A 26,608-nucleotide genomic window follows, 5' to 3' on the forward strand; every position below is an offset into this window, starting at 1 on the left:
GGCAGCCATTGCTGTACAAATGAAAAGAGGGATAAAAATGTCGATTAACCAATTTTTGCCATCATTAGAAAAATTTGCAGAAGCAGAAAATCAATATATTGAATATTTTACATCGAAAGGTGAAAAAGACATTTTAGGTAAAGTCATTTCAAATATGAAATCAACCGCTGAGATTCAAGCCTCTCAAGGCGTAGACTCATGGTTAGCATATGGCGTGTATTTACCGGCTGTAGAACGCATCTTTGCGCTGCATCAAGGGGAAACGGAAGCTGCATTTTTTGAACGCACACAATATCCAGTTGAACTCGTACAAGCGTATAGCATTAAAGATCATGACATTGCCACATTGATTGCCGCAGACAAATACAGTCGAATCCACCAACAACATCTCCCTGTCAATACTAGCCGCTGGCCTTATAGTGACGACGGTTCAAGTATTGATTTAAATCAGTATCCTGCACGAATTAAAGCCAATATTTAATCTTTTATTTAATGAAATATTGAAGCAGATAAAAAAGGCATCCCGTACATGGATGCCTTTTTTAAATATTTTGTATGCGCAAAAATACTTAGAGTTGCTGCTCAGCCTGCTGAAATTCACGAATATTTAATTCATTTAGTTCTCCACGCCAAATCCATTTCAGTTTTGACTCAAGGAATACATCTCCTTCAAACCAAACAAATAAACCTTCCATCATTTTCGGCCAGTCTTCGCGTGTCACGATATTTTTACCTGAAATAATGGCAAGAATTGCAGCCAAAATCGTATCATGACTCACCGCTAGACTCAGACCATAATCATTGGTTGGATGAGTGTTGTAAATCAACTCCAAAACATCTACCACCCCATGAATGGGCTGTTTCATACCCGGCAAAGCATTATTCACAAAACTATTGATAAAGCCTAAAGCACCTTGCTTTTGAAAGTATGGTCCTGCTTTTTTAATATCGAGCACAAAACTTCCCGGCTCGACCAATAATCCTTGTTCAATGATCTCGATATGGTGGGTATTCGGTTCAATCGTGACATTATCTGCACCTTGAATCATCAATGCCGCCGTATCCACACAGCGCTGAATTGGACTCGAAATACAGTGCTGAATAACACGATCGGTATTTTCAACCAAATAGCTGCCCCACGCTTCGGCTAAATCACGTCCTTGATGGGTCAGTTGCAAGTCATAACCGGCCAAGCCTTGTCCTTGTACAACTTCACGAATGGAATGACGTGTAAACAATGTTACAGGCGTCTTTTCATCCGGCAATAAGTCTATTGCTTTCAGCATACTAGGAGGGAGCAAATCTAGGGCCATAATTGACAGTTCTTAAATGCAGGAGATTTAACGGAGTGTGCTGACACTATAGCATGAACCCGATTTAGCTCAAGTTTTGTCAGGCATGTTTGCCAAAGCATTTAAGGCCAATTCTTTCATTTCGGCATTTTTAAATGCAATAAATCCACCATTTAATAAAGTCGTGCGTTGGTTATATAGAAATGCGCGACCTTTAAAATCAACCAAACCACCACCAATACGCTCGATTAAACATTGTCCAGCGCTCGTATCCCATTCACAAGTCGGATGAAAACGCGGATAAATATCCACTCGATCTTCTAACATCATACAAAACTTATATGCACTACCAGCATGGTAGGCCTGAAAAGGAGTGAGTTTTTCTAAAGCGTCTAGATAGTCCGTATAAATCGGCTTATTTTTGGCACTTTGACTCAAGCCAACGTGTACGACACTCTCTGCAGAGGTTTGAACATATTCATACCATGTAGTGGACTGGCTATCATATTTCAGCGGCAGTCCCGCAAAGGGGCAAATATATACGCTATATTCCCCCGGGATCGCCAATATGGCAAAAGTGGTATTGGCCCCATCTACCAAACTCAGATTAATGGTAAATTCAGGTCTTTTATGTAAAAACTCTTTGGTACCATCCAAGGGATCAAGGAGCCAAAATTTTTGCCATTGCATACGTTCAGACTTGTCACCTTCTTCTGACAATACAGGCAAGTTAGAAACTTTGGATAATGCTTGAGTAATATAGCTATTTGCACGATAGTCAGCTTGCGTTACAGGTGAATCATCACTTTTACGTTCCACATCAAAATCCGCACCTGAGCAATAACGCTGATATTCTTCTCGCAAAATTTCGCAAGCTTGTGTCACAATGGGAACCAACTGCAAAATCAGTGGGTCTTGCGGTGCTGTTGTTGTTTTAAACATAGAATACCTTTATATGCCAAATTACTCAGAAAAGCCGACGATCATTTTTGATATGGACGGTACTTTACTCGATCTTGCCTATGATGATTTCATTTGGAATGAGCTGCTGCCAATTCGCTATGCTGAACAGCATCAGTGCTCACTCGAACAAAGCAAGCAAACGCTATTTAGTTTTTATCAACAGCATAATCATACCCTAAAATGGTACTCCTCTCGCTTTTGGACGTCACAAGTTGGCGTTGATGTTCTGGAAATGCAAATAGAACAAAAAGCCAAAGTGGCTAAACGTGAAGGTTGCATTGAGCTGCTTACCTATCTAAAAGAAAATGGCTATCCTATTTGGCTTGCGACCAATGCCGACTATGCTGGCTTACAATTCAAACTTGAAGAAACCGGTCTTCGTGATTTTTTCGATGTGATCGTCAGTTCAGAAACGCTCGGTCATGCCAAAGAGTTTATTGAGTTTTGGCAAATATTAGCAAGCAAACATTCCTTCGATGCAAAAAACTGTTATTTCATTGATGACACTGAAAAAGTGCTCAATGGTGCAAAACTTTTTGGGATCGAACAGCTCTATTCGATTCAGCAGCCTTCATCTGCCAAAGCGCCTCGCGAGACTTGCAATTACCCAATGCTGTCCGCATTAACAGATTTAATCCCTATTTTAGAAGCTCAAATGATTGAGCAAGCCGAGGAACAGAAAAAATATGCGTAAATCAAATCTAGCCGAAGATGCGGTTGGTATGCGTATAGACAAATGGTTGTGGGCTGCACGTTTTTTTAAAACCCGCTCTATTGCCAAAAATGCGATTGAAGGCGGTAAAGTTCATCATAATGGCGAACGCGTTAAAGTTTCTCGTGAAGTTCGTGTAGGCATGGAATTAACCATTGCACAAGGCCTTGAGAAAAAAACTGTGGTGGTGAAAGCACTGTCGGATGTTCGTGGGCCTGCCCCAACCGCTCAGCTGCTTTATGATGAAACTGAGGTCAGTATTGCAAAACGGGAATTGCTCGCATCACAAAGAAAATTGCATAATCTAGCTCGGCCAGATCATCGACCAAGTAAAAAAGATCGTCGAGATATTGGTAAATTTAAAAGAGAAAATGATCAACAGTTTGACCAGCAATGGTCTTATAATGATGATTAAGTTAAAGCGTCACAACATGTCGCACCTGTTGTGATTTTCATAGAACAAAAGGATGATTTCTGTCACTATACACTCGTGGAACAGATTTAAACTGAATACATCCACTTGAGTATATTGTTTCGTGACATCGTATTGAGGTTGTAAGATGGATGATAATAAAAGCAAGGCGTTAAATGCGGCCTTAAGCCAAATTGAAAAGCAGTTTGGTAAAAACACCGTTATGCGTCTTGGTGATAATACCGTACAGGCAGTTGAAGCTGTCTCTACAGGTTCTTTAACATTAGATATCGCACTAGGTATTGGTGGTTTGCCTAAAGGTCGTATCGTAGAAATCTACGGTCCTGAATCTTCTGGTAAAACGACTATGACATTACAAGCTATTGCACAATGTCAGAAAGCTGGCGGTACTTGTGCATTCATCGATGCTGAACATGCATTAGACCCTCAATACGCACGTAAACTTGGCGTAGATATTGATAACTTACTTGTTTCACAGCCAGACAATGGTGAACAAGCACTTGAAATTGCAGACATGCTGGTACGTTCAGGTGCCATTGACCTGATCGTTGTCGACTCTGTAGCTGCACTGACCCCTCGCGCCGAAATTGAAGGCGAAATGGGTGACTCACACATGGGCTTACAAGCTCGCCTGATGAGCCAAGCACTGCGTAAAATTACCGGTAATGCGAAACGTTCGAACTGTATGGTGATCTTCATTAACCAAATCCGTATGAAGATTGGTGTAATGTTTGGTAGCCCAGAAACCACAACTGGTGGTAATGCACTTAAATTCTATGCATCTGTACGTTTAGATATCCGCCGTATTGGTCAAGTGAAAGAAGGCGACGAAATCATTGGTTCAGAAACCAAAGTGAAAGTTGTGAAAAACAAAATGGCTCCTCCATTCCGTGAAGCGATTTTCCAAATTCTTTATGGTAAAGGCGTGAACCATTTAGGTGAGCTTGTTGACCTCGCAGTACAACAAGAAATTGTTCAAAAAGCAGGTGCTTGGTATTCATACCAAGGTGACAAGATTGGGCAAGGTAAAAACAATACCATTCGCCACTTAGAAGAACACCCTGAACTTGTGCAAACTATCGAAAAACTGATTCGTGAACAACTTCTGACTACGGGTACAGCACCTGTAGAAGACAAAGACGAAGAAGAACCAGACTTTTTAGATGCTTAATTACAGCATACTTTAATAGTAGACGAAACGCCCTACGGGGCGTTTTGTTTTGCACTCAAAATTTGTATTAAAATGACCCCATGACTAAAGACCATTTTCCACTCTTGCTCGACTACGAAGCACTAAAACAACAGTTCGCAGAAGCTGAAGAACCTACCTGCGCAAATCATACTGCACAAACTGACATTTCACATGACAATACTTCGGTGACCGATCACTCTGCGTTGCATTTTGATGCCAATGGTAAAGATGTTCATGCTGAAAAAAAACCAGGACTGCGCGGCTCTCGTTTACGCTCCTACGCCTTTGCAGTACTCACACGTAAAGAATACTCAAAAGCGGATTTAATCGAGAAATTAGCACTGTATGCGGATAGTCGTGAAGAAGTCATACACTTGGTGGAAGAACTCGCACGTGAGAACTATCAAAGCGATCAGCGTGTAGCAGAAATGCTGTTGTCGAGTCAAAAGCGTAAAGGTAAAGGTCCCAACCGTATAAAGCTCGCTTTAAAAAATAAAAAAGTAGACAGTGAATTAATTCAGGATGAATTAAAAGAAACAGATTGGGTCGCCGAAGCCTACCAGCTCAAGATCAAAAAATTTGGCAAAGCTGTTGAACGTGATCCAAAACAAAAAGCCAAACAAATACGTTTTTTACAATATCGAGGATTCGATCTCGATACGATTTTTAAAGTGATTGCACGTAAAGAATTTGATGCCGAATAACAAAGATATAGATCTAAATAAAGAATTAATAAAACTAAAATAAAGAAGAATCTAGGATTAAAAAAAATGAGAGGACGTTTAATTTATTATGATTGAAACTGGTGGCAACCCTACCAGCAAGACTTCGGCACATCATATTTCTACTACCGTTGCTACCTTCCGGTCCTGGCGGGGTTTGTAGAGTACAATTGCGAAGTAACCGGCAGGGCTACCATTGCAAGAACAGAGTATAGAGATTTTTGATAAACATGCAAGACTAAAACCAAGAATTCCTGAGTAGAAAACACTGTTTGATTATTTATAAATCAATATGATGGTCGATGATGTAGAAAACGTGAAACATCATCACTATATTTTTACTTTAATACACAACAAGATTGTAAAAGCTTATTGCAATTCAGAACTTTGGCGTTTTTAATGTGCTTATCGTTTTATCTAAAGCAGTCTGTAATAAAACTATTCAATACGGACATGCTTGCAACTACATGGAATTTTTATGATGTTTAAACAGCATGTATTGTGTGCCCTTACATTGACTTGCTCAGGTACGCTATTTGCCAATATTCCAATTGAATCTCGCGGTTTGAGTGGCGCAGATAATGGCACTGTGTATACAGCAAATAATACAGCCATTCAAACAGGTGCTGGCTCTACCCCTACGCCAACAAATTTAAATTGGCAGCTCATGCAGAAGAACCAACAGCTCGAAAATGAATTGCGTAGCTTACGCGGTAAAATGGAAGAGCAAGACAATATTATCGAACAATTAAAAAGTGAACTTACAAACCGCTATGCAGATTTAGATCAACGTTTAGAGCTACTCCAACAAAAAGTAGATCCGAGTGAAGACACAGAAGCTGCGGAGGATAACCAACAAGGTACTGCACCCAGCAGCAGCTAATACAACCCCTACACCAGCTAAACAACCTACGACCCAAGCAACATTAAGCTCATCTGCAAAACAACCTGTAAATGCAGGTGGTGACTCACTTGAGCTTGAGAAAGCAGCTTATACCGTTGCTTTAGATGCATATAAACAAGGTGGTGCGAAAAAAGCCATTGCACCAATGAAAAACTTTATTAAGAATAATCCTAATAGCGTCTACATCAGCAATGCATATTTTTGGTTAGCTGAGTTCAACCTTGCTGTTGAACCGACCAACTACGCAGAAGCGAAAAAGAACTATAGTATCGTGGTAAATCAATACCCTGAGTCGACCCGCGCGCCTAGAGCGTTATATCAACTGTATAGCATTGCAAAAGACGTAGATCGAAACAGCAGTTTAGCAACGCAGCTCAAAACCAAGCTTACCCAAAAGTATCCAAAATCTGAAGAAGCAGGCTTTGTTAAAAAATAGGACTTTTTTTTAACGCAAAAAAAAAGACACCTTATAAGGTGTCTTTTTTTATTCGCAGCATTTAGCGTACGATACCGCGCTTAGACTGCTCAAGTGAGTCGATCAACAATTGCGCTTCTGCCACTTCAGGCAAAATTTCAGTACGAATACGTTCAATCGCTTCATTCGTCGTTAATCCATCTTTATAGATCAATTTAAAGGATTCACGTAAACCTTGAATCACATTTTTAGACCAACCTTTACGACGCATTCCTTCAATGTTCATGGCAAAAGCATGGGCTGGATTACCAGATACCATGACATAAGCAGGTACATCTTTCAAAATAAGAGATGCACCACCAATCATACTGTAAGAATCGATTTTACAGAATTGATGAATACCAGAGTTACCACCTACGATGACATAATCACCGATGTGGACATGGCCTGCAACGCCGACGTTATTAGCAAAGATATTGTGATCACCTACCACACAGTCATGTGCAATATGTGTATTGACCATCAATAAATTATGACTTCCAACTTTAGTTAGACCCTGATCTTGAACAGTACCACGGTGTAAACTACAGTGTTCACGAATCGAGTTATGATCCCCGATTTCTAACCACGTTTCTTCACCAGCATATTTCAAGTCTTGGCAAACTTCACCAACACTGGCAAATTGAAAAATTTCGTTATGTTGACCAATACGGGTATAACCACCCACCACAACATGTGAATGCAGTTTAGTACCCGCTCCAATTGTGACATGAGGACCAATAATACAATATGGTCCAATTTGCACATCCGGAGCAATTACTGCTGATGAGTCAATAATGGCGGTAGGATGAATTAATTCGTTATTGCTCATGCTGTCTCTGTTTTCTGATGCGAAACCATAATTTCCGCGGTTGCTGCGACTACGCCATCTACAGTGGCAACACAATTATATTTGTAAATGCCACGCTTTTGCATCACTAATTCTGATTTTAATACAAGTTGATCGCCTGCAACGACTTGTTTTTTAAATCGGATCTTTTCTGCACCAGCAAATAAGAACAACGAACCCGCTGAAGGTTTCTCATTATTCATGATGAAACCTAAGATACCCGACACTTGCGCCAATGCTTCAACAATCAGCACACCCGGCATAATTGGGTATTCAGGGAAATGACCCTGTAAAAATTCTTCGTTAATCGTTACATTTTTATAGCCTACAATCCCGTTGTCAGTCACTTCAACAACACGATCAACCAATAAAAACGGATAACGATGTGGCAAATATTCACGAATAGTCTGAATAGTCATTGGTAATTCAGGTTTTGTGAAAGCTGGGGTATTCGACTCTGTCATCATAATTATTTACGCAATTTAAATGTTGATTCAAGGGACTCAATTTGAGACTGCATATGATCAAGTCGTTTGACCAATTGGGTCAATGGCACATCTGCTAATTGTTTAAAGCGGATTGCTGCCTTTTTCCAAGAACCACTTTCAAGCATTGGCGTACCTGAAGAATAACTCCCAGCAACGGAAATACTTTTTGTGACCATTGACATACCAGTAATTGTCACATTATCTGCAATATTAATGTGACCTACGATACCAACAGCCCCTGCTAGCACACAATTTTTGCCAATAGTTGTACTACCTGCAATGCCACATTTCGCAGCCATTGCTGTATTTGCACCAACTTTGACGTTATGCGCGATTTGCACAAGGTTATCAATAATGACACCATCTTCCAAAATTGTGTCATCTAAAGCACCACGGTCGATACTACAATTTGAGCCAATACGCACATCATTCCCGATGCGTACAGAACCTAATTGAGCAATACGATGCCATTTCCCTTGATAAGGCGCAAAACCAAACCCTTCACCACCGATCACCGTATTTGCATGGATACGTACATGATCACCTAACTTAGCTTCACCAGTAATCGTCACATGCGAATCGATAAAACAATCTTTACCAATTTCAACACCATGATCAATCTTCACTTGTGATTCAATGCGAGTTCCTTCACCCACCACGCTATTCGCACCAATCACCACATAATGCCCAATATAAGCAGTATCAGAAATGATTGCTGAAGGATGAATTTGGGCAGTACTTTCAATTCCTGTTTCTACAGATTTTTTTTCAAAAACATGCGTCAGAATAGCGAAAGCCAGATACGGATTGGGTACAACAATGAAGTTTTGCTGTGAAGGGATTTGTGACTGCATCTCTGCAGTCACAATCAGCGCACCAGCCTGAGACTGTTGAGCTTCATTCAGATACTTATCTGCGTTTAAAAATGCAAGCTGATGCGGTTGAGCACTCTCTAAACTTGCCATTCCACTGAATAGCAAATCTAGCTGGCCAATACATTGACCTTGAACAAGTTGAGCAAGCTTTTCTAAACTGAATTTTTGAGAATTCATTGATTATTTAATTGCATTAACCTTTTGAATCATTTTATCAGTTAAATCAAACTTAGGGTCATACGCAAGTGCTGAATTTTTATTCAAAACAACATCTAACTTATTTTCTGTGCGCAATTGTTCTGCAACTTGCTTGATTCGTGTATCCATCGTGCGATTTAAAGACTGAATATTCCCTTGAACCGAAGCTTGAACTTTTTGCTGTAAATCAGTCAGCTCTTTAAGTTTAGTTTGATACTGTTGACCCATTTGCTGCTTTTGCGCAGCAGTCAACTTATCACCACCCTGCTGAGCTTTTTGCTGCATTGCTTCCAGCTCTTTAGCCAGTGATTCAATTTTAGTGGTTTGTGGTTTCAATTGCTGTTGAATTTGAGCATTTTGTTGTTTTATATAAGTGCTTTGATCCACCACCTTTTCTAAATCAACCACACCGTAACCTGCTGCATGTACCACAGCAGAACATGACATACCCAATACCGCCAAACCAGTAAATAATTTATTCATCTTATCAACCTGTAATTTTGTTATTCCCAGAAGGGTCGTACTTAGAAGGTACGACCAATCTCGAATTGAATTTCTTTTGTTTCATCGCCAGCTTTGTCATTAAGCGGGAATGCATAACTCAGTGAAATTGGACCAATCATCGTGATCCAAGTAAAGCCTGCACCAACGCTATAACGCATGTTATTCATATCAAAGCCGTAGTTATCTTTACAGTATTGACGGTCTTCACTAGATTTAGGAACGTCACATTGGGTATCAAATACTTGTGCGCCTTCAGCAAATAATACTGGACGAACTTGACGCGCCCAATCGCCTTTAAATGGCACAGGTAAAGCTAATTCAGTACCAAATTGAATTAAAGCATTACCACCGACTTCTTCTGGGTCATAATCTTTTTCACCACGAGCATCATAATAGACACCGTCATATTTTGGACCTAAGGTGCTGTTGTCATAACCACGTACCGAACCAAAACCACCTGCATAGAAGTTTTTATAGAACGGTAAATCATTACCATAACCCAACTTACCATAGCCACGGAGCACAAAGTCTTTACCTAGTGGGAAATAAGCTTGTGCATCGTAAGTGACTTTTTGATACTCAACATCACTACCTGGTAAAGCAATTTCAGTATTTACGCGATGCGACATACCTGATGTTGGGAATACAGGACGGTTAAGCGTGTTATACGACCAACCTAGGTTTAAGTTATAGGTTAAAAACTTTCCTTCAAACGCACTTTCGTAATCATTATTAACTATGTTCGCTTCAGGACATGTCCATTCAAGATTGCTAGGATCAGGATTTACAATTGAACATGTATTAAATGAATTAGAATCAATGGTTTTACCACCATTTGCCTTCAAATAATCACGCACATATGTAGATACATACTCACCTGTTGTTACCTTGGTTTGATCTACATTTAAACCCATACTGATACTTTGGTTTTCATCGATCGGATAACCAAAGTTGATACCACCACCAAAACTGTCAGTGACGTAGTTGTTAACGTTATAGTCGTCATCTAACTTGGTTTTACGGTAGTACATATTATAACCACGACGTACACCATCAATAGTGAAATACGGGTCAGTTACACTGAGGTTGTAGTAATCTTGAGTCTCAGAACGTGACAAATCGATAGAAACTGCATTACCTGTACCCAAGAAGTTGGTTTGACTCAAACCTGCTTGGAAAGTTACACCGCCACTTTGTGAGAAACCAACAGCCAAAGTACTTGTACCTGAATGCTGTTCTTCAACATTCACATTTAAATCAATTTGATCTGGCGTACCCGGAATACGTGCAGGTTTAACATCAACGGTTTTAAAGAAGCCTGTACGCTCTAAACGCACTTTAGACAAATCAATTTTTTCGTTACTTGCTAATGCGCCTTCCATTTGACGCATTTCACGACGTAGAACTTCATCAGCTGTTTTCGAGTTACCTGTAAAATTAATGCGGCGAACAGTGACTTGCTGACCCGGATTCACATAGTAATTTAAATCGACCAATTTGGTGTCTTTATTGATTTCAGGAACAATGTTCACTTCTGCAAAGTAGTAACCTGCGTTACCGTATTTACGAAGTAAAAGTTGTTTCACACCATTCACTTTTTCTTGTGAATATAAGTCGCCATCTTTATAGAGTTTTAAAGCGTTTAAATCAGTTTGCGTATAAAGCGTATCACCTAAGAAATGAGTTTTACCAAACTTAAATTGTTCACCTTCATCCACCGAAACTTCGATAAAGACGTGTTTTTTATCTTCACTCAAATTCAGACTTGAATTGGTAATGTTAAAGTTGATGTAACCTTTGTTGAGATACATCGCACGTAAAGCTTCTAAACTCGCAGCCATCTTTTCACGTGCATAACGGTCATTACGAGAAATGATCGAGTTCCAACCACTTTCTTTTAATGCAAAAATTTGTTTAATTTCGCTTTCTTTAAAGACCGTATTACCAATGATATTGATATCAAATACTTTGGCAGATTGGCCTTCTTCAAACTCGATTAAGACATTAACACGGTTGTTTGGTTGAGCGGTTGTAATAACTTTGACATCAGCATCATAACGACCTTGCTGCATGTACTGTTGTTCTAATTCAGTTTCAACCGTTTGCAAAGATGATTTCTTTAAAACTTCACCTTCGGACAGACCCATTTTCTTTAAGCCTTCTTCCAAGGCTTCTTTAGGAATAAGTTTATTGCCTTTTAGCTCAACTTTAGAAATAACTGGACGTTCAACCACTGTATATACAAGGGTATTACCGACTTGTGTAGACTTCACATCATCAAACAAACCCGATGCAAACATGCTACGAATTGAGTTTGAAATGATTTGATCATTGACACGATCACCAGCGGAGAATGGGATCATTCCGGCTACATTGTCAGGAGTTAAACGCACTAAGCCATCAACACGAATATCTTGTACTACAAAATCATCTGCTGCATATACTTGTTGTGCTACGGCCATAGCACTAACCAGTGCCAATGGCATAAATAAATGTTTGTGCTGCATGCCAGTCTTTTCCGCTGTTAATTTATTTCGTATAACGTTCTTATAAACGCATAATGTCATTGAATAGAGCCAGTAGCATCATGCTACCCAGCAATACCATACCAATTTTTAATCCAACCAATTGTATTTGTTCAGAAACAGGTTTACCACGAATTAATTCAATAAAATAGTAAATTAAATGACCGCCATCGAGCATAGGAATCGGTAGTAAATTTAAAATACCCAAACTTACACTCATCAGTGCCATAAATGAAATGAAGGTTTGCCACCCCATCTCAGCACTTTGTCCAGCCACTTTCGCAATAGTAATCGGACCAGATAAATTATCTAAACCAACCAAACCACGCACCATTTTTACAATAGAATTCAGGATCATACTAGATATTTGACCTGTTTTTTCTACCGCTTTGCCCATCGCCTCTACAGGCGTGTATTGAATGGTTTGTTTGTATTCGGCTGGAATATTGACTTTACCCGGATCACTTTGTACACCTAAAAGCCCTGTGACTTTACCCATTTGGTCACGCTTACCTTGCGGCATCACGCTTAAATGCACAATTTTATTTTGTCGTAAAACATCAATTTTAAGTAACTTTTCTGGAGAAGCTTGTACAACTTGTACAACATCAAACCAGTCTTTCATTTTTACGCCATCAATCGAAACAATTCGATCACCCACTTGCATCCCTTGGCGAATCGCTGCGCCATCTTCACTGAGTTTTGAAACCACTGCAGGAATTTCAGGACGATACGGTGTAAAACCTAGAACATCGAGTGGTGACTGAGTTTGATCACGTAAGAAACTTTGAATAGGTAAACTGAAGTTTTGAATTTGCCCTGCTCGTTCAGCTTGAATTTGAATATTGCCAGTTTCACCTACACGATCAACCAAGGCATAATTCAAGCGCTCCCAAGTGGATACTTGAGTGCCATCTACGGCAGTAATTTTATCACCAGACTGCATTTGCGCAGCTGCTGCAGGCGTATTCGGTAAAATTTTACCTACGCGCGTATTCAGCTGTTCCTGAGCTGGTAAAAATAAAATCCAAAACAACACTACTGCAAAAGCCAAGTTGATGAGTGGCCCTGCCGCAACAATTGCAATACGTTTCCAAGGGTGTTGTCGGTTAAATGCTTTTGGTAAGTCTTCTGCTGCGACATCACCTTCTCGTTCATCCAACATTTTGACATAACCACCCAGTGGTAATGCAGACAGTTGATATTGAATACCCGACTTCTTTGACGTCCACTTAAGTAGTGTTGGGCCAAAACCAATCGAATACACCAAAACCTTTACGCCCAGTTTACGTGCAACGAAATAATGCCCAAATTCATGAATCGCTATCAGCGGTCCAAGTAGCAATATTGCTGCAATAATCATAAACAAGGCATTCATGTCTTAACTTCCTGAATTCAATACTGCTTTTTCAGCAACCATACGTGCCGATTTATCTGCATGCAAAATAACATCAATATTATTTGCAGCTGAGTTTTCAACTTGCCCCAACACATGTTCAACAATTTGAGGGATTTGAGTAAAGCCAATTTTCTCATGCAAAAATGCTGCCACGGCGATTTCATTGGCTGCATTTAAAATCGTAGGAGCTAAGCCTCCAGCCTTCATGGCTTGACGTGCTAATTTTAGCGCTGGGAATCGCTGTATATCAGGCTGTTCAAAATTTAACTGAGAATGAATAAATAAATCTAATGGAGGCACATGTGTTTGAATACGCTTCGGCCATGCTAATGCATGAGCAATAGGCGTACACATATCAGGATTACCCATTTGCGCCAAAGTCGAACCATCTACATATTGAACCATTGAATGAATGATACTCTGTGGATGGACAACAACTGTTACAAATTGTTCTTCAACTGCAAAAAGATGACAGGCTTCGATCAATTCCAAGCCTTTATTCATCAGCGTTGCAGAATCAACAGAAATTTTTTGCCCCATCGACCAATTTGGATGCTTACAGGCTTGTGCAGGCGTCACACTTTGTAATTGTTCTAAACTATGATGTAAAAATGGACCACCAGACGCGGTGAGTAAAATTTGTTTGACACCTAGTTTTGGCTGACCATGACGTTCACCTTGTAGATAAGCTTCAGGCAAGCATTGGAAGATTGCATTGTGTTCAGAATCGACTGGCAACAACAAAGCATTATTTTCACGTGCGGTCTGAATCATGATGTCACCCGACATCACGAGCGCTTCTTTATTTGCAAGCAACACGCGTTTACCTGCTTTCGCAGCAGCCAATGTAGGTAGCAACCCTGCCGCACCCACAATAGCTGCCATGACCACATCAACCTGTGGATGTTCTGCTACTGCGATTAATCCGGCTTCATCATGCAGGATTTCAATATCAGTTAATTTTTCAGCTACGAGTAATTGGCGCAGTTCATCCACTTTATTGAATGGAACAACTGCGATTTTCGGTCGATATTGTTTGCATATTTCGACAAGTTCTACAATTCGGCTATGTGCAGTGACTGCAAAAACTGAATACTCTTCGGGGTGCTGTTGCAGAATCTTTAAAGTACTTTGACCAATGGATCCTGTTACACCCAATATACAAACAGATTGTGACATCTATAAATCTACGCCAATTAATTTTAAAACATACATACCTGCTGCAAAGATAGGTGCTGCAGCAAGCAACGAGTCGATACGGTCCAGCACACCACCATGTCCCGGAAGAATACGACCAGAATCTTTGATCCCTGCACGACGCTTGATCATCGATTCAAATAAATCACCAAGTACTGAACTAAATACCGTTATTACTGAAAGTATTAAAAATAAAATATGTTCAGCGATGCTTAAATCAAGATAAATAATTTCAACAACAATAACAATTAGCATTGCAGTGAATAGACCGCCATATAAACCTTCGATCGATTTATTTGGGCTCACATCTGGTGCAAGTTTTTTCTTACCAAATTTACGTCCCACGAAGTATGCACCACTGTCTGCACCCCATACCAACAGGAACAGATACATGAGCCACCAAGGTGAGTTCATCCACACAGAAAAAATAGCAGTTACCGCAGCAGGAACCAAGACTAAGCCTATACCACTCAGACTTGGGTTATACCAGTTGTCGTATTCAGGATAAGACTTCACCCAATAGACACTTAAGATCCAAGTAAAGATTGAAGCTGCCCAAAGCAGTAATGCAACATCAGTAAAATGCAATGCTAGTGCTGAAAGAATAGCAGTGACTAGACCATAGCCCCAAGCGAAAGGTTTAATCACATTTTGTGTATTACGCGGCATGAGTTTAAACCACTCATAACCCGCGACAGCTGATGCAATAATCATCAGCACAAGCATTGGGTATTTAGACTCGGTTGCAAACATGCAACTCAATACAACTGAAACCAGTACCAATGCGGTTATTATCCGCTCTAACATTTATTTATTCTCAAACTGCTCTTGTTGAATCTGCTCTGAGGTCTTACCAAAACGACGTTCACGACCACCAAATACCGCTAGTGCATCGTCAAATTCTTCAATGGTAAATTCAGGCCATAATGTCTGGGTAAAATAAAGTTCTGCATAAGCAGCTTGCCAAAGCAAGAAGTTCGAAAGACGGAAATCACCACCTGTACGAATTAACAAATCTACCGGAGGTAGATCACTTAAACTGACATATTGACCAAAGACTTCAGCATCCACTGCTTCAAGATTTATTTTGTTAGTTAAAACATCTGCTGCGATTTGTTTTGCAGCCTGTGCCATATCCCACATACCACCGTAACTAATTGCAATAGTTAAAGTCATGCTGTCGAAATTAGCAGTCCTTTGTTCGGCTTGCAACATTAAGTCACGTAAGTTAGGAGATAAACGAGAACGATCACCAATAAAACGTAGGGAAATGTTAAATTTTTCCATACGCGGCAACTGCTCATGAATGGTTTCTTCGAGAAGAGCCATCAACAGATCAACCTCAAACTGAGGACGATTCCAATTTTCACTCGAAAAAGCAAAAACGGTCAGTGCTTGGATATTTCTTTTACGACAATGTTCAACGATGGGATCTAGGATGTCCTTTCCAGAACGATGCCCTTCACCTTTTTGCATTTGATTCTTTTTGGCAAAACGATTGTTGCCATCCATAATGATGGCAACATGTTTTGGAAGACGGGAAGTTTCTTCAGATGAGGTCATTAAAACTTAGACCTTCATCAATTCAGCTTCTTTTGCAGCCAGACGTTTTTCAACTTCAGCAACGAATTTGTCTGTGATTTTTTGAATGTCATCACCCGCACGACGCTCATCATCTTCAGAAATTTCTTTTTCTTTCAACAATGCTTTGATATCACCCAAAACATCACGACGGATGTTACGGATCGCAACTTTTGCATTTTCAGCTTCGTTACGTGCAACTTTCTGCATGTCTTTACGTGTTTCTTCTGTTAATGCAGCCATAGGAACACGAATGGCATCAGCAGTAATCGGGTTTAAGCCCAAGTCAGATTCACGGATTGCTTTATCAATTGCAGCAACCATTGAACGTTCAAAAGGCTGAACAAGTAACGTACGTGAATCTTCTACGCCTACGTTCGCCACTTGGTTTAATGGCACATCAGAGCCATAGTAAGGAACCATAACACCATTTAAAATTGATGGGTGCGCGCGCCCTGTACGAACTTTGGCAAAACCATGCTCTAGAGAATCTAGAGATTTGTTCATACGGTCTTCTGCGTCTTTTTTAAGATCGTTAATCATGTGATCTTCCTTACTTAATTCGAAAAGATGTAAATTCTAAAATAGCTTGTAGTATAAAGAGCTTTAGGGCCCACGTACATTAGTTCGTAACGTGAGTACCCTCTTTTTCACCCATTACCACTGAAAGTAATGAACCAGATTTGTTCATATCAAATACTTGAAGTGGAACGTTGTGGTCACGGCACAAGCAGATCGCAGTTAAATCCATCACACCCAGTTTTTCATCTAAAACTTGGTCAAATGTTAATGCATCGTATTTCACTGCATCTTCATATTTGCTTGGATCTTTATTGTAAACACCATCAACCTTCGTCGCTTTAAGGATAAGATTGGCTTCAATCTCGATACCGCGTAAGCATGCTGCTGTATCTGTCGTAAAGAATGGGTTACCCGTACCTGCAACAAATACACAAACTTCGCCACGAGTTAAATGACGAATTGCATCACGGCTAGAATATGATTCAACTACAGCACCAATGGGTAAAGCTGACATTAGACGAGTTTTGATATTACGACGTACCAAAGCATCACGAAGTGCCAAACCGTTCATTACAGTGGCCAACATACCCATTTGATCACCTGTTACACGGCCAACCAAACCATCTTTTTGTAACTGGCTGCCACGGTAAAGGTTACCACCACCGACAACGATACCCACTTGAACACCCAAACCAACAAGGTGCGCAATTGCGAGTGACATTTGATCGAGCACTTGTGCATCGATACCCATCTCTTTATTGCCCGCTAAAGCTTCACCTGAAAGCTTAAGCAGGATGCGACCAAAACGTGGTTTTTTAGAATCAAGCATCATCAACTCCGAATTATTTAATTTCAATTATTTTTAATGAATCGTTTAAGCAGACTTAACCGAGATTAGTTTTGCAAATAAGTCATATTCATCTGCATCTGTGATTTCTACTTCAAGTAAATCACCTGCTTTAATCACTGACTTATCGATATCTTCAACAAAAACATTACCGTCAATTTCAGGTGCATCTGCATAAGAACGTGCAACAGCAACTGGGAACTCTTCTTCAAGATCATCCACCAGTACTGTCATTTTCTGACCGATACGGCTTTGCAATTTCGCAGCAGAGATTTCTTGCTGAACTTGCATGAAACGTTCATAACGCTCTTGTTTGATTTCCTCAGACACATGATCTGGCAAATCATTTGCAGTCGCGCCTTCAACTGGTGAGTAAGTAAAACAACCCACACGATCAAGCTGCGCTTCTTTTAACCAATCAAGCAACATTTGGAAGTCTTCTTCAGTTTCACCCGGGAAGCCCACAACAAATGTAGAACGAATCACAAGATCAGGACATTTCTCACGCCAAACTTTTAAACGCTCTAGTGTATTTTCACTGTGCGCAGGACGCTTCATGAGTTTTAGAATCTTAGGACTTGCGTGTTGGAATGGAATATCCAAATACGGCAAAATTTTGCCTTGTGCCATTAAGTCAATCACAGCGTCTACATGTGGATATGGATATACATAGTGCAGACGCACCCAGATACCCAATTGACCCAATGCTTCACACATGTCATAGAATTTGGTTTTAACGGGCTGACCGTTCCAGAAGTCCAATTTGTATTTGGTGTCTACGCCATAAGCCGATGTATCTTGAGAAATCACAAGGACTTCTTTTACGCCTGCTTTTTTCAGCGCTTGAGCTTCAGTCAATACTGAACCTACTGGACGAGAAACCAAATCACCACGCATGCTCGGAATAATGCAGAATGTGCAACGATGGTTACAACCTTCTGAAATCTTCAAATAAGCATAATGTTTTGGTGTTAATCGAATACCTTGTTCAGGTACTAGATCAATAAACGGATTGTGTTTCGGTGGCTCAGGCACGTATTCGTGCACAGCTTCCATCACTTCTTGATATGCCGCAGCACCTGTCACTTTTAAGACATTTGGGTGCATTTGGCGAATTTTGTCTTCGTCTTTACCTAAACAACCAGTCACAATTACGCGACCGTTTGAACTCATCGCTTCACCAATGGCATCTAGCGACTCTTGTACTGCAGATTCAATAAAACCACATGTATTTACAACTACTAAATCGGCACCATCATAATCTGATGCTACATCATAACCTTCAGTCTTTAACTGAGTTAAAATTCGTTCGGAATCTACCAATGCCTTAGGACAACCTAAAGAAACAAAACCGACTTTGGGGGATTTCATGAATCTGCGCTCCACTATAATCCGCGTATTGTATGTCTTTTCAAAACATAAAAACAGGTGAAAAGGCCACTCTTTATATCACGCACCAAAATAATGCTATAAATTCATCCATATAATTTCATTTGCACCATTTTAATGCATTTTAGATTTACAGCCTGTTTTTAATCAGCTATACACTTTATTTAAAGTCTTAAATAAGCGCATTTATTCAAATAAGCATCAAAACTTAGCGTATTTCTGAAATAGTTGGCTTATATCTTGCATAACTTGCATCAATTCGAACCTTATTAGATTGAACGATTTGCTTTATGAAGATGCCATTGCGCCATTTTAAGACAGGAACCTCTCGCTAATGGATCAGACTATGACGATTGATTACCGGCTTTTAGTGGATAATTTAACCACTGCCATTTTATTGGTCGATAGCAACCTGAATATTTTTTATTTAAATTCATCTTGTGAAGCGCTTTTTGACATCAGCTTACTTCGTGCATCAGGTCAGCCTGTATTAAATTTACTCCATATGCCCGATGATGAGTTCAATACGCATGATGCATTAATGAATACACTAACTTCCGGTCAGCACTATACGCGCCGAGAAGCAACGATTAATGTCAACTTTAAAGACATTCATGTTGATTACACCGTGTCACAGCTCAACTCAGGTAAACCCTACCACCCTTTGCTATTGATTGAGCTGAATCAAATCGACCGAATGTTAAAAATCTCTAAAGAAGAAAACCTGATTCAACAACATCAAGTTGCACGACAACTGATTCGTGGTGTTGCTCATGAAATTAAAAATCCACTTGGTGGTATCCGTGGGGCGACACAACTTTTAGCGCGTAGTTTAAATGATCCGAAGTACAGCGAATTCACCGACATTATTATTAGTGAAGTAGACCGATTACGTAATCTTGCTGACACTATGCTTGGTTCAAGACAATTACCAAGTTACGAACCAGTCAATGTCCATGAACCCCTTGAACGTGTTCGTTCACTGATCGTCAACCAAACTAAAAAGAAAATTAAAATCACCCGTGATTACGACCTTTCTTTACCAGATGTACTGGCAGATCGTGATCAATTAATTCAGGTCATGCTGAATATCAGTGTTAATGCTGTTCAGGCGATGACTGAAAATAAAGAGTTCTTTGTTGAGCATCAACCAGAACTGACCTTGCGCACACGTATTCAACGCTTAGTCACCATCAATGGTGTATTAAAACGTTCTGCGGTACGCATTGACATCGAGGACAATGGACCGGGTGTCCCACAAGAAATATTAGAATCCGTATTTTATCCTTTAGTGACAGGACGAGCGAAAGGCACAGGTCTCGGCCTTAGCATTGCACAAAATATTATGCATCAACATAACGGAATGATTGAATGCCAATCAGTTCCAGGAAAAACAGTATTTAGCCTATATTTACCTTGGGAGTCAGATCATGTCGCGTAATAAGATTTGGGTCATCGATGATGATCGCGCCATGCGTTGGGTGCTGGAAAAAACATTCAAAGAAGAAGGTTTTGATGTTACCAGTTTTGAAGAAGCACAATCCGCTTTAGATCAGTTAAGTGTCGATGCGCCAGATGTTATTTTGACGGACATCCGTATGCCAGGTATTGATGGACTGACCTTTTTAGGTAAAGTCAAAGGCAACTACCCTGACTTACCTGTGATCATCATGACCGCACATTCAGATTTAGAATCTGCTGTGTCGAGCTATCAAACGGGTGCATTTGAATATCTACCAAAACCTTTTGATATTGATGAAGCCTTAGCCCTTGTAAACCGTGCAATTTTACATATCGCCAAATTACAACAACAAGAATCTGCTAAAACCGTTCAACCGATTCAATCTACAGAGATTATTGGTGAATCTCCTGCTATGCAGGAAGTCTTCCGTGCCATTGGTCGTCTTTCTCAATCACACATTACTGTATTAATTAATGGTGAATCAGGCACAGGGAAAGAATTGGTTGCGCATGCGCTGCATAAGCATTCACCACGTGGCAACAAACCTTTTATTGCGCTCAATATGGCAGCAATTCCAAAAGATTTGATCGAAACTGAATTATTTGGTCATGAAAAAGGCGCATTCACCGGTGCTAACACACAGCGTCAAGGGCGTTTCGAACAAGCCAATGGCGGGACTCTTTTCCTTGATGAAATTGGCGACATGCCATTTGAAACTCAAACACGTTTACTGCGTGTTTTAGCGGATGGCGAATTCTACCGTGTCGGTGGTCACATCCCAGTCAAGGTGGATGTCCGTATCGTTGCTGCAACGCACCAAGACTTAGAAAAGTTAGTACATGAAGGTCGCTTCCGTGAAGACTTGTACCACCGTCTAAACGTGATTCGTATTCATATTCCAAAACTTGCACATCGTAGTGAAGATATTCCGATGCTTGCACAGCATTTCCTTGCAAGTGCAGGCAAAGAACTTGGGGTAAGTCCGAAGATTCTGCGTCCTGAAACGCAAGAATACATGCAAAAACTGCCATGGCAAGGTAATGTGCGTCAGCTTGAAAATACCTGTCGTTGGTTAACGGTTATGATCACAGGCCGTGAAGTTTATCCAGAAGATTTACCGTCTGAATTAAAACAGATTCCAATTCAAGGCACAGATGGCAACCCTGCTGCTCAAGGGATTGATCGTATTGGTGTGCATCACTGGGATGAGTTACTTGGTCAATGGGCCGTACAAAAACTTAAAAATGGTGAGATGAAAATTCTCGACATTGCCACACCAATGTTTGAACGCACCCTCATCAATGCAGCACTACAGCAAACACGTGGGCGTAAGCGCCATGCTGCAGAACTTTTAGGTTGGGGTCGTAATACCTTAACCCGTAAACTTAAAGAACTCGGTATGGACAGTGCCGAAGATGATGTCGAAGAAGAATTAGAAAGTTAATTTTCTGATTTTCATTAAAAAAGCCAGTCACTTAACTGGCTTTTTTATTTTGAGATTTTTTAGCAATATTTTATGCCGTAAAGCCGACATAACGTGAATAACCTTCCACCCCTAAATCAGACTTATATATCAGAAACTCAGGGAAACTTGAGGCGGTAATTTCAGTAAACATATGATATTGATCATCATTGGCATGCAAGTCATCGACTGTATGCTGCATAGTTTGCTCAAATTCATCGGTAATAAACTCAAAACCAATATCCATTGCAATAAACAGCACATGCTCACATGGCTGTACATACTGCTCTTCTGACCAATCAATCACTTGCTGCTGACAATGTGGACACTGAATGTTATCTGAAGGAGAAATATCAAGTTCGATCAATTGATAAGACATAGAAGTAAATTTATTCATGAATATTAGATTTATTCTAACAAAACTTAGTTTCAGCTAAAGATATTTATTCAATAAAAAAGGAGCCGTAGCTCCTTTAAATATGACTGATTTCGATTATTTCTTGAGGGATGATTTATAGGCAGATAATGCAGCCACCGCGATAGCCGACAAAGCAATACCCGGCGCACTTGCAATTAAAATACCTGTCGTTCCTAGACCTAGCGCCAAAATCTTGCCTGTAAGTAATGGACCTGTCATTGCACCCAAACGTCCCCATGAAATTGCACTTCCCACACCTGTCACTTTCCCAGCTGGTGTATAGAAAATTGGAGAGATCCCATACAAAATCGATTGACCACCTGTAGAGAAAATTCCGCCCATGATGCCTGCAGCAATGAGTACAGGAATGGAATTTGTTGTAAACAGCACAAACAATGCCACAAACAAACCTGAATAGATAATCACTGCCATTTGCCATAATTTTAGGCGATCCAGCAAGTAGCCTAAACCCAGCGTACCAATCACTGCGCCCACTTGGAACATCAACATGATCATAAAAGCTTGTTGCTTTTCCAACCCTTGTTCCATAAGCAAGTTAGGCAACCAACTGATCAGAATATAGTTCACCATTAAGGTAAAGAAGAAACTCAGCCAGAGCGGCAATGTATACTTATAACGCTGTTCAGCAAAAAGGATTTGCCCCATCGGTGGAACCGTTTCCTTGGTTTCTGCCTGAACTTTTTCTGTACGCTTATCTTTTAAGATAATCGCCATGAATGGAATCAAGATTAAAGGCGTTAAACCACCAATTAAAAATAGTGTATGCCATGAGATATCTTTAAAGACAATACCCAAGCCAGCAACAAAGATTGCACCTACGGGTAAGCCACAGTACATCAAACTATTTAAGCGCCCACGGTTAGCATCCGTCGCTTCATCACCCACCACCGAGATCATCGTTGGCATCGCAGCACCCAAACCTAAACCTGTAAAGAATCGTGCGATATATAAAATTTCAATGCTTGGTGCAACTGCCGTGATAGACATAAATACACCGAAGATAAAAATCGACAACATCAGGACTTTCTTCTGTCCCAAATAGTCAGCGACACGCCCCCCAAAGAACGCGCCAAATAACATACCAAACACACCTAAGCTAAACACATAGCCCATTTGTACCTGATCTAAGGAAAATGTCGCTGCGATTCCCTTTGCTGCGATACCGGGTGCTTGTAGGTCAAAACCTTCAAAAAATGCCACCCAGAAACACAAAAATACCGTTAGAAATTTTTGCATTTTTCCCGATTGTTGATTTGCCATAATCGAACTCCATTCATGTAGCGTAAACCCACTTGTACGCCATGCCCTGAAGTTTCGGCTTTATTGGGTAGAATAAATACCACTACAAAGGTCGGAATTCACACGACCAAAAGCCCACCATTAAGACTTAAAACTTTGTATATCAATAGTTTTAGATCTTATTTTTTGCATTTATAATTCATTATCAATCACTTAGGTTTATGGAAGATTTTAATAATCAAACCATAGCTAAAACTAATGATGATCAAAATATTCATTTAATCCGATCAAATACCAACAGCCAATAATTTTTAAGCAATAAAAAACCCGCATCTAGCGGGTTTTTCTTTCAGCTGAAAAATTATGCAGATTTTTTCGCTTGGTTATTCTTACGAATCGTAATCATCACCAATTGAACAGCCGCAGGTGTAACACCCGGAATACGGCTTGCTTGTGCCAATGTTTCAGGCAATACATTTTTCAGCTTCATGGTGATTTCACGTGAAAGACCAGAAACGACATCATAATCAAAATCAGCAGGAATACGTGTATCTTCCAAACGCTTCATTTGCGCAACGTCTTCTTGCTGACGGTTAATATAACCCGCATATTTCACTGCAATTTCAATTTGCTCACCCACAAATGCTGAAACTTCTGAACCCGTCAATTCAGCAATTTGCGCAAAGTTGATATTTGGACGTTTTAACAAATCAATTGCATTGGTTTCTTTAGACAGGTCATCACCAGTCATTTCAACGAATTTTTTGCCTAGTGGATTGTTTGGCGCTGCCCAAAGGTGTTGTAAACGTCCTTTTTCAGTTTCAACTGCTTCCATTTTTTGGCAGAACGAATCCCAACGCGCATCATCCACCAGACCCATTTCACGGCCAATCGCAGTTAAACGCTGATCCGCATTGTCTTCACGCAACATCAAACGGTATTCCGCACGCGAAGTAAACATACGGTACGGTTCTTTAGTACCCAAAGTAATCAAGTCATCAACCAATACACCCATGTACGCTTCATCACGTTTTGGTGTCCATTGCTCTTGATCCCATGCACGACGTGCTGCGTTTAAGCCTGCAAGCAAACCTTGTGCACCCGCTTCTTCATAACCTGTTGTACCGTTAATTTGACCCGCAAAATACAGGTTATTAATCGATTTGGTTTCTAACGAGAATTTCAATGATTGTGGGTTGAAATAATCATACTCAATTGCATAACCCGGACGCAAAATGTGCGCATTTTCCATACCACGAATCGAACGAACCAATTCAAACTGAACGTCGAATGGTAAAGAAGTCGAAATACCGTTTGGATAAAGCTCATGTGTGTCCAGACCTTCAGGTTCCAAGAACACTTGATGCGAATCTTTATCGGCAAATTTATGAATTTTATCTTCAATCGATGGGCAGTAACGTGGACCCACACCTTCAATCACACCGGTATACATTGGTGAACGGTCTAAGCCGCCACGAATGATATCGTGAGTTTTTTCATTGGTATGTGTGATATAGCAATTGATTTGCTCAGGATGCATCGACGCATCACCCATGAACGACATAGTTGGAGATGGGAAATCACCCGGCTGTGGCGTCATCACAGAGAAATCAACTGATCGTGCATCGATACGTGGTGGTGTACCAGTTTTTAAACGACCTACAGGTAAGTTCAATTCACGAAGGCGCGCAGCCAATGAAATTGAAGGAGGATCGCCCGCACGACCGCCTGAAGCATTATTTAGACCTACGTGGATCACACCACCCAAGAATGTACCTGTAGTCAATACAACAGTTTTCGCATCAAAGCGAATACCCATTTGGGTGACTACACCTTTAACAGTATCGCCTTCAACAATAAGGTCATCAGCTGCTTGTTGGAAAATATCCAAGTTCGCTTGATTTTCTAAGGTTTCACGAATCGCAGCTTTATAACGAATACGGTCAGCCTGTGCGCGAGTCGCACGAACAGCCGCACCTTTACGTGAGTTTAAAATACGGAATTGAATACCGCCTTTGTCGGCAGCCAATGCCATTGCACCGCCAAGCGCATCAATTTCGCGTACTAAATGTGATTTACCAATACCACCAATGGCTGGATTACAGCTCATCTGCCCTAAAGTCTCAATATTATGAGTTAAGAGTAAAGTCTGTCGACCCATACGTGCCGCAGCAAGAGCTGCCTCAGTACCCGCGTGACCGCCGCCGATAACAATGACATCGTAAACTTTAGGATAATGCATAGTGGTAAAGGAGATTAAAAAAGGATGACGGAAGATTATAGCAAAAATTCACCGATAAGTTGACTGATTAACTCGATTTTATTGTTATTGGCTACTGTTTTATGCCTATATATTTCTTTATGAACATACATACTTTGCATATTCCACATAAAAATATACATTTCTCAAGCAAATGTTACTCGAAGATTGTTGTTTTATTCTCATGATTTTTTATTCTGTTATAGATCCCATGAGAATCATAAGGACTATAAGCATGAATAAGAATATTTTGCTATCCACGGTTTTATGCGGTTTATGTTTATCACCACTTGCTGCCTCAGCCAATGATAAAGTTGAGAAAGTGTATGATGCACAGCGATATCAACAAGTCTGTAAAGGTAAAAGCCAAGGCGCTCAAGTTTCATTTGCCTATCGCGGTATTATCTGGAATGGTACTTGCGAACCACAATTTTTTAGTTCTTCCAAAAATGCAAATCTTCATGGCGAAGAAGCCGAATTATTAAGCACATGTAGTGCAGATGCAAAAGCCACTACTGCAACGATTAATGGACAAGAAATTAAAGGAAAATGTGCTTTAGGGTTCACTCCTCCTCGTCCTAAATAAACAGTTGTCGATAAAAATATCGACCAATTAACAGATCAAAAATAAAGCGGGTAAAACATCAGTTTTTACTCGCTTTTATTTATTGCTTATTTATCAAACTGAGATAAACTCAA

25 protein-coding genes, 1 other RNA gene and 1 pseudogene are annotated in these 26,608 nt (G+C 40.3%); 9 read left to right on the forward strand and 18 right to left on the reverse strand.

Features of this window, described 5'->3' with window-relative positions; genetic code table 11:
• Window positions 1–37: 37 nt before the first annotated feature.
• A complete protein-coding gene (locus MST16_RS09190; protein WP_180004630.1) occupies window positions 38–481 on the forward strand; it encodes a hypothetical protein in 444 nt (147 codons plus the stop codon).
• A gap of 88 nt (window positions 482–569) precedes the next feature.
• Here the strand turns inward: MST16_RS09190 and MST16_RS09195 are convergent, their stop codons facing one another.
• Window positions 570–1,313, reverse strand: a complete 744-nt coding sequence (locus MST16_RS09195) for a histidine phosphatase family protein (RefSeq protein WP_078188709.1) — start codon at window positions 1,311–1,313, stop codon at window positions 570–572.
• A gap of 69 nt (window positions 1,314–1,382) precedes the next feature.
• Window positions 1,383–2,234: a 3'(2'),5'-bisphosphate nucleotidase CysQ gene (locus MST16_RS09200; protein WP_180004629.1), complete on the reverse strand. Its 852-nt coding sequence runs from the start codon at window positions 2,232–2,234 to the stop codon at window positions 1,383–1,385.
• 13 nt (window positions 2,235–2,247) lie between these two features.
• Between MST16_RS09200 and MST16_RS09205 the strand changes: the two genes are divergently transcribed.
• From MST16_RS09205 to MST16_RS09220, 4 genes are all read left to right on the forward strand, one after another.
• Window positions 2,248–2,949 carry an HAD-IA family hydrolase gene (locus MST16_RS09205; RefSeq protein WP_180004628.1) on the forward strand — a complete coding sequence of 234 codons (702 nt, stop codon included), beginning with the start codon at window positions 2,248–2,250 and terminating at the stop codon, window positions 2,947–2,949.
• Window positions 2,942–3,382 carry an RNA-binding S4 domain-containing protein gene (locus MST16_RS09210; protein ID WP_168377604.1) on the forward strand — a complete coding sequence of 147 codons (441 nt, stop codon included), beginning with the start codon at window positions 2,942–2,944 and terminating at the stop codon, window positions 3,380–3,382. The genes MST16_RS09205 and MST16_RS09210 overlap by 8 nt, the downstream gene beginning before the upstream one ends.
• 145 nt (window positions 3,383–3,527) lie before the next feature.
• Window positions 3,528–4,571 (forward strand): recombinase RecA, encoded by a 1,044-nt coding sequence (gene recA / locus MST16_RS09215; protein WP_078193524.1) that lies wholly within the window; start codon window positions 3,528–3,530, stop codon window positions 4,569–4,571.
• An 80-nt stretch (window positions 4,572–4,651) separates the two neighbouring features.
• A complete protein-coding gene (locus MST16_RS09220) occupies window positions 4,652–5,296 on the forward strand; it encodes a regulatory protein RecX (protein ID WP_180004627.1) in 645 nt (214 codons plus the stop codon).
• A gap of 108 nt (window positions 5,297–5,404) precedes the next feature.
• Here MST16_RS09220 and ffs read toward each other — a convergent pair.
• Window positions 5,405–5,501, reverse strand: an RNA gene (gene ffs, locus MST16_RS09225) — signal recognition particle sRNA small type.
• Between the two features lie 291 nt (window positions 5,502–5,792).
• Here ffs and MST16_RS09230 point away from each other — a divergent pair.
• Window positions 5,793–6,654, forward strand: a pseudogene (locus tag MST16_RS09230) (YbgF trimerization domain-containing protein).
• 61 nt (window positions 6,655–6,715) lie between these two features.
• Here MST16_RS09230 and lpxA read toward each other — a convergent pair.
• From lpxA to rimO, 12 genes are all read right to left on the reverse strand, one after another.
• The gene (gene lpxA, locus MST16_RS09235) at window positions 6,716–7,504 is read right to left on the reverse strand and encodes an acyl-ACP--UDP-N-acetylglucosamine O-acyltransferase (protein WP_180003887.1); all 789 of its coding nucleotides are present in this window, start codon (window positions 7,502–7,504) and stop codon (window positions 6,716–6,718) included.
• Window positions 7,501–7,986: a 3-hydroxyacyl-ACP dehydratase FabZ gene (gene fabZ / locus MST16_RS09240; protein ID WP_180010159.1), complete on the reverse strand. Its 486-nt coding sequence runs from the start codon at window positions 7,984–7,986 to the stop codon at window positions 7,501–7,503. The genes lpxA and fabZ overlap by 4 nt, the downstream gene beginning before the upstream one ends.
• A gap of 5 nt (window positions 7,987–7,991) precedes the next feature.
• Window positions 7,992–9,062, reverse strand: a complete 1,071-nt coding sequence (gene lpxD / locus MST16_RS09245; protein ID WP_180003885.1) for a UDP-3-O-(3-hydroxymyristoyl)glucosamine N-acyltransferase — start codon at window positions 9,060–9,062, stop codon at window positions 7,992–7,994.
• Window positions 9,063–9,065: 3 nt separating this feature from the next.
• The gene (locus tag MST16_RS09250) at window positions 9,066–9,566 is read right to left on the reverse strand and encodes an OmpH family outer membrane protein (protein WP_180003883.1); all 501 of its coding nucleotides are present in this window, start codon (window positions 9,564–9,566) and stop codon (window positions 9,066–9,068) included.
• A 41-nt stretch (window positions 9,567–9,607) separates the two neighbouring features.
• Window positions 9,608–12,154 carry an outer membrane protein assembly factor BamA gene (gene bamA, locus MST16_RS09255; RefSeq protein ID WP_373683921.1) on the reverse strand — a complete coding sequence of 849 codons (2,547 nt, stop codon included), beginning with the start codon at window positions 12,152–12,154 and terminating at the stop codon, window positions 9,608–9,610.
• A complete protein-coding gene (gene rseP / locus MST16_RS09260) occupies window positions 12,135–13,490 on the reverse strand; it encodes an RIP metalloprotease RseP (protein ID WP_078193531.1) in 1,356 nt (451 codons plus the stop codon). Before rseP ends, bamA begins: the two co-directional genes overlap by 20 nt.
• A 3-nt stretch (window positions 13,491–13,493) precedes the next feature.
• Window positions 13,494–14,690, reverse strand: a complete 1,197-nt coding sequence (gene ispC / locus MST16_RS09265) for a 1-deoxy-D-xylulose-5-phosphate reductoisomerase (protein ID WP_180003881.1) — start codon at window positions 14,688–14,690, stop codon at window positions 13,494–13,496.
• On the reverse strand, window positions 14,691–15,515 hold the full coding sequence (locus MST16_RS09270) for a CDP-archaeol synthase (protein WP_078188722.1): 825 nt from the start codon (window positions 15,513–15,515) through the stop codon (window positions 14,691–14,693).
• The gene (gene uppS, locus MST16_RS09275; RefSeq protein ID WP_111883757.1) at window positions 15,516–16,271 is read right to left on the reverse strand and encodes a polyprenyl diphosphate synthase; all 756 of its coding nucleotides are present in this window, start codon (window positions 16,269–16,271) and stop codon (window positions 15,516–15,518) included. It lies immediately after the preceding gene.
• Between the two features lie 6 nt (window positions 16,272–16,277).
• On the reverse strand, window positions 16,278–16,832 hold the full coding sequence (frr, locus tag MST16_RS09280; protein WP_078188724.1) for a ribosome recycling factor: 555 nt from the start codon (window positions 16,830–16,832) through the stop codon (window positions 16,278–16,280).
• Window positions 16,833–16,911: 79 nt separating this feature from the next.
• Complete coding sequence (gene pyrH, locus MST16_RS09285; protein ID WP_078193535.1) at window positions 16,912–17,640, reverse strand: UMP kinase; 729 nt, start codon at window positions 17,638–17,640, stop codon at window positions 16,912–16,914.
• A gap of 45 nt (window positions 17,641–17,685) precedes the next feature.
• The gene (gene rimO, locus MST16_RS09290) at window positions 17,686–19,029 is read right to left on the reverse strand and encodes a 30S ribosomal protein S12 methylthiotransferase RimO (RefSeq protein WP_078193536.1); all 1,344 of its coding nucleotides are present in this window, start codon (window positions 19,027–19,029) and stop codon (window positions 17,686–17,688) included.
• Window positions 19,030–19,381: 352 nt separating this feature from the next.
• On the opposite strand from rimO, the gene glnL reads away from it, so the two are divergent.
• The gene (gene glnL, locus MST16_RS09295; RefSeq protein WP_078188727.1) at window positions 19,382–20,488 is read left to right on the forward strand and encodes a nitrogen regulation protein NR(II); all 1,107 of its coding nucleotides are present in this window, start codon (window positions 19,382–19,384) and stop codon (window positions 20,486–20,488) included.
• The gene (glnG, locus tag MST16_RS09300) at window positions 20,478–21,953 is read left to right on the forward strand and encodes a nitrogen regulation protein NR(I) (RefSeq protein ID WP_168377613.1); all 1,476 of its coding nucleotides are present in this window, start codon (window positions 20,478–20,480) and stop codon (window positions 21,951–21,953) included. The genes glnL and glnG overlap by 11 nt, the downstream gene beginning before the upstream one ends.
• Window positions 21,954–22,023: 70 nt before the next feature.
• On the opposite strand, the gene MST16_RS09305 is transcribed toward glnG, so the two are convergent.
• The 3 genes from MST16_RS09305 to mnmG form a co-directional block, all read right to left on the reverse strand.
• A complete protein-coding gene (locus tag MST16_RS09305; protein ID WP_078193710.1) occupies window positions 22,024–22,350 on the reverse strand; it encodes a hypothetical protein in 327 nt (108 codons plus the stop codon).
• Window positions 22,351–22,464: 114 nt separating this feature from the next.
• Window positions 22,465–23,670, reverse strand: coding sequence for a 3-(3-hydroxy-phenyl)propionate transporter MhpT (mhpT, locus tag MST16_RS09310; RefSeq protein WP_180010134.1), 1,206 nt, complete (start codon window positions 23,668–23,670; stop codon window positions 22,465–22,467).
• A gap of 340 nt (window positions 23,671–24,010) precedes the next feature.
• On the reverse strand, window positions 24,011–25,891 hold the full coding sequence (gene mnmG, locus MST16_RS09315) for a tRNA uridine-5-carboxymethylaminomethyl(34) synthesis enzyme MnmG (protein ID WP_180003879.1): 1,881 nt from the start codon (window positions 25,889–25,891) through the stop codon (window positions 24,011–24,013).
• A 253-nt stretch (window positions 25,892–26,144) separates the two neighbouring features.
• Here mnmG and MST16_RS09320 point away from each other — a divergent pair, with 253 nt between their 5' ends.
• A complete protein-coding gene (locus tag MST16_RS09320) occupies window positions 26,145–26,495 on the forward strand; it encodes a hypothetical protein (protein ID WP_078188731.1) in 351 nt (116 codons plus the stop codon).
• Window positions 26,496–26,608 lie beyond the last annotated feature (113 nt).

The sequence above is a fragment of the Acinetobacter sp. YH16040_T genome (genome assembly GCF_024605785.1).
GTDB classification, from domain to species: Bacteria; Pseudomonadota; Gammaproteobacteria; order Pseudomonadales; family Moraxellaceae; genus Acinetobacter; species Acinetobacter amyesii.

Coding starts and splice junctions, on each gene's coding strand:
- MST16_RS09190 (WP_180004630.1), top strand. CDS start 38: ATGTCGATTAACCAATTTTTGCCATCATTAGAAAAATTTGCAGAAGCA.
- MST16_RS09195 (WP_078188709.1), bottom strand. CDS start 1,313: ATGGCCCTAGATTTGCTCCCTCCTAGTATGCTGAAAGCAATAGACTTA.
- MST16_RS09200 (WP_180004629.1), bottom strand. CDS start 2,234: ATGTTTAAAACAACAACAGCACCGCAAGACCCACTGATTTTGCAGTTG.
- MST16_RS09205 (WP_180004628.1), top strand. CDS start 2,248: ATGCCAAATTACTCAGAAAAGCCGACGATCATTTTTGATATGGACGGT.
- MST16_RS09210 (WP_168377604.1), top strand. CDS start 2,942: ATGCGTAAATCAAATCTAGCCGAAGATGCGGTTGGTATGCGTATAGAC.
- recA (WP_078193524.1), top strand. CDS start 3,528: ATGGATGATAATAAAAGCAAGGCGTTAAATGCGGCCTTAAGCCAAATT.
- MST16_RS09220 (WP_180004627.1), top strand. CDS start 4,652: ATGACTAAAGACCATTTTCCACTCTTGCTCGACTACGAAGCACTAAAA.
- lpxA (WP_180003887.1), bottom strand. CDS start 7,504: ATGAGCAATAACGAATTAATTCATCCTACCGCCATTATTGACTCATCA.
- fabZ (WP_180010159.1), bottom strand. CDS start 7,986: ATGACAGAGTCGAATACCCCAGCTTTCACAAAACCTGAATTACCAATG.
- lpxD (WP_180003885.1), bottom strand. CDS start 9,062: ATGAATTCTCAAAAATTCAGTTTAGAAAAGCTTGCTCAACTTGTTCAA.
- MST16_RS09250 (WP_180003883.1), bottom strand. CDS start 9,566: ATGAATAAATTATTTACTGGTTTGGCGGTATTGGGTATGTCATGTTCT.
- bamA (WP_373683921.1), bottom strand. CDS start 12,154: ATGACATTATGCGTTTATAAGAACGTTATACGAAATAAATTAACAGCG.
- rseP (WP_078193531.1), bottom strand. CDS start 13,490: ATGAATGCCTTGTTTATGATTATTGCAGCAATATTGCTACTTGGACCG.
- ispC (WP_180003881.1), bottom strand. CDS start 14,690: ATGTCACAATCTGTTTGTATATTGGGTGTAACAGGATCCATTGGTCAA.
- MST16_RS09270 (WP_078188722.1), bottom strand. CDS start 15,515: ATGTTAGAGCGGATAATAACCGCATTGGTACTGGTTTCAGTTGTATTG.
- uppS (WP_111883757.1), bottom strand. CDS start 16,271: ATGACCTCATCTGAAGAAACTTCCCGTCTTCCAAAACATGTTGCCATC.
- frr (WP_078188724.1), bottom strand. CDS start 16,832: ATGATTAACGATCTTAAAAAAGACGCAGAAGACCGTATGAACAAATCT.
- pyrH (WP_078193535.1), bottom strand. CDS start 17,640: ATGCTTGATTCTAAAAAACCACGTTTTGGTCGCATCCTGCTTAAGCTT.
- rimO (WP_078193536.1), bottom strand. CDS start 19,029: ATGAAATCCCCCAAAGTCGGTTTTGTTTCTTTAGGTTGTCCTAAGGCA.
- glnL (WP_078188727.1), top strand. CDS start 19,382: ATGGATCAGACTATGACGATTGATTACCGGCTTTTAGTGGATAATTTA.
- glnG (WP_168377613.1), top strand. CDS start 20,478: ATGTCGCGTAATAAGATTTGGGTCATCGATGATGATCGCGCCATGCGT.
- MST16_RS09305 (WP_078193710.1), bottom strand. CDS start 22,350: ATGTCTTATCAATTGATCGAACTTGATATTTCTCCTTCAGATAACATT.
- mhpT (WP_180010134.1), bottom strand. CDS start 23,670: ATGGCAAATCAACAATCGGGAAAAATGCAAAAATTTCTAACGGTATTT.
- mnmG (WP_180003879.1), bottom strand. CDS start 25,891: ATGCATTATCCTAAAGTTTACGATGTCATTGTTATCGGCGGCGGTCAC.
- MST16_RS09320 (WP_078188731.1), top strand. CDS start 26,145: ATGAATAAGAATATTTTGCTATCCACGGTTTTATGCGGTTTATGTTTA.